Here is a 7,217-nt window from a genome sequence, read left to right as displayed (position 1 = left end):
AAGGCCTTCCCTGACGGGAAGGCCTTTTTGCTTTCTGGCGTCGGGATAAGAGCTCAGGGAACAAGAGGCAACCACCAGGGCTGCGACTTGCCACTGGCAACTTTGTCCCGGTCTGTTGTCCCTTGTGCTTGATCCGGACTTTGTCCGTCTCTGCGTCCGTTATGCCACTAACAAGAAGCCCAGTCGACAGACTGGGCTTTTTTCGTCTCCACGCTCTCCTCTTCGATCTTCGCAGCAGAAGCCATGGCCTTCTGGAGTCGTAAGCTTGCTAGTAATAGACGCAGAGCCAGACGGTTGTCTCGGTCGGATGGGTCCACTCCACCCTGTGCTGAAGGTGCGCCGGGATGTTGATGTAATCCCCCGGCCCCAGATGGACGCGTTCCTGTACCTCGGTATCCGGTGTGATGAAGACCAGGATGGCCTCTCCCTGCATCAGCAATACCCATTCGTGTTCATCCTGATCGAACCACTCTCCGGTAGGGGTCTGCTGTCCCTGGGAGAGAATGCGCTCGATACGAACATTGTTGGTACTGACCAGATCCGCGAACACTTCACTGGGCAGGGGGGAGGGGATCTGGCCAAGCAGGTTGCCTGTGTGCATGGGCTTCTCTCCGGTAGATGGGAACGTGGCTAGCTAAGAGTGTAGAAGCTTGGGATGGGCCGCTCTCATGGAAAATGAGGCCTCTAATGAACCCTTTCATGAAAAACTTCGGGGAAATGGAGGCTTATCCGCTGCAATCTCGCCAAATTCTTGCTATTTTGCGCGCCACCAAGCAAACGATTTCCTTCACACTTTCAGGATGAACTATGGCAACGCAACAAACGACGGCCCGCGCCGGCAATGGCGGGTTTCTGGATTCCTATTTCTCCATCAGCCAGCGTGGCAGCACGGTGCGACAGGAGCTGCTGGCCGGGTTGACCACCTTCCTGGCGATGGTCTACAGCATCATCGTCGTGCCGAACATGCTGGGCGCAGCCGGTTTTGAGCAGGGCCCGGTGTTTGTGGCGACCTGTCTGATCGCCGCCTTCGGCTCCCTGCTGATGGGGCTCTGGGCCAAGCTGCCGATGGCCATCGGTTGTGCCATCTCTCTCACCGCCTTTACAGCCTTCAGCCTGGTGCTGGGTCAGGGGCTGAGCATTCCGGTCGCCCTTGGCGCCATCTTCCTGATGGGGGTGCTGTTCACCCTGATCAGCGTCACCGGCGTGCGCCAGTGGATCCTGGACAACCTTCCCTCCGGCATCGCCCACGGTACCGGCATCGGTATCGGCCTGTTCCTGCTGCTGATCGCCACCAACGGGGTCGGCATGGTGATCAAGAATGAAGGAGCGGGCCTGCCGGTGCAGCTCGGCGAGATCACTGCCTTCCCGGTCATCATGACGGTGCTGGGTCTGGCTGCCATCTTCGGCCTGGAGCGCCGCAAGGTGCCGGGCGGCATCCTGATGGTGATCATCGCCATCTCCATCCTCGGTCTCATCTTCGATCCGAAAGTGACCTGGCAGGGCTTCTTCGCCATGCCGAGCCTGAGTGGCGAGCATGGCTCCCTGGTGGGCAGCATGGATCTGCTGGGCGCCCTCAATCCGGTGGTGATTCCGACTGTGTTGGCGCTGGTGATGACCGCCGTATTTGACGCCACCGGCACCATCCGTGCCGTGGCTGGTCAGGCTGGCCTCATCAACGAGCGTGGTCACATCATCAGCGGTGGCAAGGCCCTGACTGCGGACTCCGTCAGCAGCATGGTGGCGGGCGTGGTAGGTGGTGCTCCGGCAGCCGTCTACATCGAATCCGCCGCAGGGACCGCTGCCGGCGGCAAGACAGGTCTGACCGCCACCCTGGTCGGCGTGCTCTTCCTGCTGATGATCTTCCTCTCTCCGCTGAGCTATCTGGTACCGGCCTACGCCACCGCACCGGCCCTGATGTATGTGGGCCTGCTGATGCTGGGCAACGTCACCAAGCTGGACTTCAACGACTCGGTCGATGCCCTCTCCGGCATGCTGTGCGCCGTCTTCATCGTGCTCACCTGCAACATCGTCACCGGCATCATGCTGGGCTTCGTGGCCCTGGTTGTCGGCCGCCTGTTTGCCGCCGAGTGGAAGAAGCTCAATATCGGTACCGTCATCATCGCCGTGGCCCTGGTGATCTTCTACGCCGGTGGCTGGGCCATCTAATCCTCACGCTATCGAGAAGGGCCCTGCGGGGCCCTTTTTGATGGCTGTGAGGCGGCTAACACTTTCCCGGATCTTCCCCATCCGCTCGTTTCAGATTGAAACGTCAGGCTTTGTTTGCTGTTTCAGATCCGAACCGAAACCCCTGTCATGTTTATCCCCCTATGGCTCGCTAGACTGGCTCCATCAACCATCTGTCCACCCGTGTGGTGGCAAGCCAAGGAGTGAGCCATGAAGAAGCTGATCAATGCCGTCGATGCCGTGGTCCGTGAACAACTGATGGGGATGGCTGCCGCCCACCCCGAGCTCAAGGTGCGAATCGAACCCCACTACATCACCCGCGCCGACGCCCCCGTGACGGGCAAGGTGGCGCTGGTCTCCGGTGGCGGCAGCGGCCACGAGCCCATGCACGGTGGCCTGGTGGGCAAAGGAATGCTGGATGGTGCCTGCCCCGGCGAGATCTTCACGTCCCCGACCCCGGATCAGATGTACGAGTGCGGTCAGGCCGTCGACGGCGGCGCCGGCGTGTTGTTTCTGGTGAAGAACTACACCGGCGACGTGCTCAACTTCGAGACTGCGGTCGAGCTGCTGCACGGTGACGGGGTCAAGGTGGGGTTCGCCCTCATCGATGACGACGTGGCGGTGAAGGACAGCCTCTACACCGCTGGCCGCCGTGGTGTTGCCACGACAGTGCTGTGCGAGAAGCTGGTCGGTGCCGCCGCCGAGGCGGGCTACGATCTGGCGCGCTGCGAGGCGTTGGCCCGTCGCATCAACAACCAGAGCCGCACCATAGGCGTGGCCATGCACGCCTGCACCGTGCCTGCTGCCGGCAAACCCTCCTTCACCCTGGCTGACAACGAGGTGGAGTTCGGCGTGGGCATTCACGGCGAACCCGGTATCGAGCGCCGTCCCTTCACCGACCTCAACGCCCTGGTGGACGACATGTTCAAGGAGCTGACCGACAACAGCCCCTATGGCCGCACTCTGCGCCACTGGGACAGAGGCACCGGCAGCTGGCAGGAAGAGCACACCTTTATCGAGCCGCTCAATGGGGGTGACAGGGTCATCGTCCTGGTCAACAGCCTCGGCGGCACCCCCATCTCCGAGCTCTACGGCGTCTACGGCCGCCTCGCCACCCTGTGCGAAGAGGCGGGCATCCACCTGGTGCGCAACCTCATCGGCCCCTACTGCACCTCTCTCGACATGACCGGCATCTCCATCACCCTGCTCAAGGTGGATGACGAGCTGATGACCCTGTGGGATGCCCCCGTTCACACCCCCGCCCTGCGGCGCGGCTGCTGAGGAATATTCATGTTAAGCAAGCATCAGATCGTCAACTGGCTGCTCGACTGCGAGCATATCTTCACCGAGCAGCGTGACTACCTCACGGCGCTGGATACCGACATCGGCGACGGCGACCACGGCCTCAACATGCAGCGCGGCTTTGCCAAGGTGGCGGAGAAGCTGCCCGCGGTGGCGGACAAGGACATCGGCCAGGTGCTCAAAACCACCGGTATGACGTTGCTCTCTTCCGTCGGCGGCGCCAGCGGACCCCTCTACGGCACCTTCTTCATCCGGGCGGCGGCCAGCAGCGATGCCTGCCAGAGCCTGACCCTCGGCCAGCTCGGCAAGATGCTGAGCGACGGGGTGGAGGGGATCGTCTCCCGTGGCCGTGCCGAGCCGGGTGACAAGACCATGTGCGACGCCTGGTGGCCCGCTTTGGCCGCCCTGCAGCAGGCTGAACAACAGGGCCTGCCGCTCCCCGAGGCGCTGGACAAGGCGGTGGCTGCCGCCGCAGCCGGCACCGAGGCCACCATCCAGATGCAGGCCCGCAAGGGGCGCGCCAGCTATCTTGGTGAGCGCAGCATCGGTCATCAGGATGCGGGGGCCACCTCGACCCTGCTGCTGCTGACCGCCCTGCGTGACAGAGCGAGGTTGTGACATGATCGGCATCGTAGTGGTCTCTCACAGCGCCATGCTTGCGGCCGGTTTGAAAGCCCTGGCCGATCAGCTCGGCAGCCCGGCGAAACTGTTGCTGGCGGCTGGGGTCGATGACCCTGACCACCCCATCGGTACTGACGCCATCGCCGTGATGAGTGCGATGGAAGAGGCGGATGACGGCAGCGGCGTGCTGGTGCTGATGGACTTGGGCAGCGCCCTCCTGAGCGCCGAGACCGCCCTCGAGCTGCTGCCCCCCGAGCTGAGCTCCCGGGTGCGGCTCAGCCCCGCCCCGCTGGTCGAGGGCACTCTGGCCGCCGTGGTGGCCGCTGGCGCAGGCCTGACGCTGGACGAGGTAGCCGCCGAGGCGCTTGGCGCCCTGGGCCCGAAACAGGGAATGCTGCCTGCCAGTGCGGCGCAGGTCACCACGGAGGCAGCCCCCGTTGCCGATGACGGCTGGCTGCGCTGCGAGGTGGTGGTGGAGAATCCCCACGGCCTGCATGTGCGCCCCGCCGCCCGACTGGTCGCGGCACTCAAGCCCTTTGCCGCTGAACTCAGGCTGCAAAAGGGGGAGAAAGAGGCGAATCCCCGCAGCCTGAGCCGGCTCGCCATGCTCGATGTGCGCCAGGGGGACAGGCTCATCCTGCTGGCGCGAGGTGAGGATGCCGGGGCGGCGCTGAGCTGCTTCCAGCAACTGGCGCAGGCTCGCTTCGGCGACTGAAACATTCCCCCATCCGGGCCCCGTCACGACGGGGCCCGCTTTTTTTGAGGGGCGTTCTGGTCAGTGGTGGTAGTCGGCGGGATCGATGTCGAGCAGTTTGAGCCGCCGCCAGAGGGTGGTGCGGCTGATCCCGAGCTGGCGCGCCATCTGGCTGACCTGGCCCTTGCTGGCACGGGCGGCCCGCAGGATTGCCTGATGCTCCAGCTCCGCCAGGGTGAGCAGCGGCTGTCCCACCACCTCGTCCGCCAGCAGGCAATGACCCTGGCGGATGGCGGCCGGGAGCGCCCGGGGCGGGATCTGTGCCTCACTGCAATGCAGCAGGGCGTACTCGATGGCGCTGCGCAGCTCCCCCAGGTTGCCGGGCCAGGGGTAAGCCAGCAGGCAGTCGAGGGCGTCAGGGGTGAACTGGCGCCCCGATTCGCCCCCCTGCACCGTCAGGTGCTGGCGGATGAGGCCAGGCAGATCGGCGCTGCGCTCCCGCAGGCTCGGCAGCCAGAGTTCGCACCCTTGCAGCGCATAGAGCAGCTGGCGCCCGAATCCCCCCTCCTGCACCCGCTGCTCCAGCGGAGCGCTGCTGGTCGCGATGATCCTCACCCTGAGGGGCAGGATGCGGGCGGAGTCGAAGCGCTGGATGCGCCCCGTCTTGAGCAGTTGCAGCAGGGCGGCCTGCATGGGGGCGGGCAGGCACTCCACCTGCTCAAGCACTAGCGTGCCACCGTGAGCCAGCTCGAACTTGCCTGCCCGCTCCTGCCCCGCCTCGTCGGACCCCATGAGTTCCAGCGCCATACGCTCTCTCGGCCATGCCTGGCAGTTGAAGATGACCAGGGGGCCGGCGGCTCGCTCGCTGCCAAAGTGGATGGCCTCCGCCAGCTGGGCCTTGCCCACCTCCTCCTCCCCCCGCAGCAGGACGGGGCCCTGTCCCCTGGCCGCCTGGCGGGCGTGGCGCAGCAGTTTGCGCATGGCGCTCGACTCCCCCACCAGGGCGGAGAGCTCGGGCACCGTCTGGCGCAGTTGATGAATGGCGCGCAGCCGATCGGTGGGATGGAGCAGGACGATGAAGCTGACCCCGTCCGGCCCCGGCAGGGGCTTGAGGCTCACCAGGGCGTCGATGAAGGCCTCGCCCCGGGTCTCTCGCCGCTCCAGCGTCACCTCCACATGGCTCAGGGGGGTCATCTCCGCGATGGCCAGACGCAGGCGCTGGGGCAACAGCAGATGGTGATCGAGGGGCTGGCCCAGGCAGACAGCCGGGTCGAGTTGCAGCCGACTGGCCGCCAGGGCGTTGAGGTAGCGCAGCCGCCCCTGGGGATCCCAGGCCAGCACGCCGTCTTCCATGCCATCCAACAGGGCATAGAGCTCGCTCAAGTGGTGCTGGGACTCCTGCATCAGGCGCTCCATCTGCAGCAGATTGGCCAGCTCACGGCCGGCGCTGACGGTGAGCGCGAGATCCCCCGGCGCGGCCTCTTCCACCCGGCAGATCAGGGCCACGATCGCCACCTGGCGACCGGTGCTGTTGTAGACGGGGCTGGCACAGCAGTGCCAGGGGTGGAGGCGCTGGTTGAAGTGCTGGGGGCCGCTGACGCAGAGCGGCACCCCCTCCAGGGCCGCCAGGTTGACGGCATTGGTGCCGATGCGTCCCTCGCTGAAAAACGCGCCTGGGCCAAAACCGAGTGCCGCCAGCGCCTGCAGGGTATCGGGGTGGCCGGTCCGGGCCAGCAGGCAACCGCTCTCGTCGGTGAGCAGCAGGGCGCAGGGGCGCCCCTCCATGAACTCGTAGAGATCCTCCAGCGCCATCTCGCCGGTAGTGAGCAGGTCCCGTTTGCGCTGGCGCAGGCTCTCCAGGGTCTGCCCTCTGGCACAGTGGGGAGGATGCCAGAGGGACGCGCTGGTCTGGTGGGCACAGCGCAGCCAGGAGGCCTGCAGGTGCTCGGGCCAGGACGAGAGGGGCTGGGGAACGGATGGCATGGTCACGGCGATATCCGGCAAAAGGGAAGGGGCCATTTAATCACCCTTGCCGCCCCGATTCAGTGACCGCTCTCAGAGTGTCGCGTCCTGGTCCCGGGTGACGGCCTCTGCGGCAAACTGCTGCTGGAGCCATTGGCTCACCGCCCGGCACTGGGGGCTGGCTTCGCTCTCCTGATGGATCAGCATGTTCCAGTTCGGCCCGGCCACCCGGTGGGACGAGAGGGGCAGCAGCAACCCCTGTCGGCGTGCGTCGCGAGAGAGCAGCTCGCTCGCCAGCGCCACCCCGAGCCCGGCGCTGGCCGCATCCTGCAACAAGCCGGGATCGGAGAAGTTGAGCCCCTGGGTCTGCAGGTGCAGATCGTCGCCGCCCTTGAGGGTCCAGTGGTGCCAGTCCATCTCCCGCTCCCCGTGCAGGGTGGTGCGCTCCTGCGCG

7 protein-coding genes are annotated in these 7,217 nt (G+C 65.4%); 4 read left to right on the top strand and 3 right to left on the bottom strand.

From position 1 onward, the window contains the following. Positions 1–268: 268 nt before the first annotated feature. Complete coding sequence (locus tag AACR77_RS06345) at positions 269–601, bottom strand: cupin domain-containing protein (protein ID WP_042864795.1); 333 nt, start codon at positions 599–601, stop codon at positions 269–271. Between the two features lie 206 nt (positions 602–807). Between AACR77_RS06345 and AACR77_RS06340 the strand changes: the two genes are divergently transcribed. The 4 genes from AACR77_RS06340 to dhaM all read left to right on the top strand — a co-directional run bounded on the left by AACR77_RS06340 (position 808) and on the right by dhaM (position 4,822). Continuing rightward, positions 808–2,166, top strand: coding sequence for an NCS2 family permease (locus AACR77_RS06340; RefSeq protein ID WP_042880421.1), 1,359 nt, complete (start codon positions 808–810; stop codon positions 2,164–2,166). A 228-nt stretch (positions 2,167–2,394) separates the two neighbouring features. Continuing rightward, positions 2,395–3,465, top strand: a complete 1,071-nt coding sequence (gene dhaK, locus AACR77_RS06335) for a dihydroxyacetone kinase subunit DhaK (protein ID WP_042880419.1) — start codon at positions 2,395–2,397, stop codon at positions 3,463–3,465. Between the two features lie 9 nt (positions 3,466–3,474). Next, a complete protein-coding gene (gene dhaL / locus AACR77_RS06330; RefSeq protein ID WP_005306235.1) occupies positions 3,475–4,104 on the top strand; it encodes a dihydroxyacetone kinase subunit DhaL in 630 nt (209 codons plus the stop codon). Between the two features lies 1 nt (position 4,105). Further along, positions 4,106–4,822, top strand: coding sequence for a dihydroxyacetone kinase phosphoryl donor subunit DhaM (dhaM, locus tag AACR77_RS06325; RefSeq protein WP_042880417.1), 717 nt, complete (start codon positions 4,106–4,108; stop codon positions 4,820–4,822). Positions 4,823–4,882: 60 nt separating this feature from the next. Here dhaM and dhaR read toward each other — a convergent pair whose 3' ends face one another. Beyond that, positions 4,883–6,784, bottom strand: a complete 1,902-nt coding sequence (gene dhaR / locus AACR77_RS06320; RefSeq protein WP_042880423.1) for a dihydroxyacetone kinase operon transcriptional regulator DhaR — start codon at positions 6,782–6,784, stop codon at positions 4,883–4,885. A gap of 72 nt (positions 6,785–6,856) precedes the next feature. Beyond that, positions 6,857–7,217 (bottom strand): LysR substrate-binding domain-containing protein (locus AACR77_RS06315; RefSeq protein WP_042880415.1); only part of this gene is annotated, 361 nt, incomplete at its 5' end.

Origin of the sequence: Aeromonas sp. ZOR0002 (assembly GCF_963866995.1) — a bacterium.
GTDB classification, from domain to species: Bacteria; Pseudomonadota; Gammaproteobacteria; order Enterobacterales; family Aeromonadaceae; genus Aeromonas; species Aeromonas caviae.
The sequence above is the reverse complement of the archived record's forward strand: the minus strand, read 5'-3'. Positions and strand labels throughout refer to the sequence as shown.

Bases quoted from the DNA above. Each gene is read 5' to 3' on its own strand.
- AACR77_RS06345 (WP_042864795.1), bottom strand. From the start codon at position 601: ATGCACACAGGCAACCTGCTTGGCCAGATCCCCTCCCCCCTGCCCAGT.
- AACR77_RS06340 (WP_042880421.1), top strand. From the start codon at position 808: ATGGCAACGCAACAAACGACGGCCCGCGCCGGCAATGGCGGGTTTCTG.
- dhaK (WP_042880419.1), top strand. From the start codon at position 2,395: ATGAAGAAGCTGATCAATGCCGTCGATGCCGTGGTCCGTGAACAACTG.
- dhaL (WP_005306235.1), top strand. From the start codon at position 3,475: ATGTTAAGCAAGCATCAGATCGTCAACTGGCTGCTCGACTGCGAGCAT.
- dhaM (WP_042880417.1), top strand. From the start codon at position 4,106: ATGATCGGCATCGTAGTGGTCTCTCACAGCGCCATGCTTGCGGCCGGT.
- dhaR (WP_042880423.1), bottom strand. From the start codon at position 6,784: ATGCCATCCGTTCCCCAGCCCCTCTCGTCCTGGCCCGAGCACCTGCAG.